The 430-nt window shown below is 46.7% G+C and carries 1 pseudogene; it reads left to right on the forward strand.

The annotated features are described in order from the left end of the window. Window positions 1-4: 4 nt before the first annotated feature. Window positions 5-430, forward strand: a pseudogene (gene yghO, locus ER639_RS11995) (protein YghO); the annotation flags it as partial.

Genomic DNA, 430 nt, shown 5'->3' on the forward strand with positions numbered 1-430 from the left:
GCTGATGATTAAAATTGAAAAAGTAATTAATAAAAATGACCTTAAGGCATTTATCGCTTTTCCGTCATCACTTTATCCCGACGATCCAAACTGGATACCCCCTTTATTCATAGAACGCAACGAGCATTTGTCTGCGAAAAATCCGGGGACGGACCATATCATCTGGCAGGCGTGGGTGGCAAAAAAAGCGGGGCAGATAGTTGGGCGTATTACCGCGCAAATAGATACCTTGCACCGTGAGCGTTACGGTGAAGATACCGGTCATTTCGGCATGATTGACGCCATTGATGATCCGCAGGTTTTTGCCGCGTTGTTTGGCGCAGCGGAAGCGTGGTTGAAGTCACAAGGTGCAAGTAAGATCAGCGGTCCTTTCAGCCTGAATATCAATCAGGAAAGCGGATTACTGATTGAAGGTTTTGACACACCACCC

This window comes from Macrococcus sp. DPC7161, assembly GCF_004117835.1.
Taxonomy (GTDB): domain Bacteria; phylum Bacillota; class Bacilli; order Staphylococcales; family Staphylococcaceae; genus SDSC01.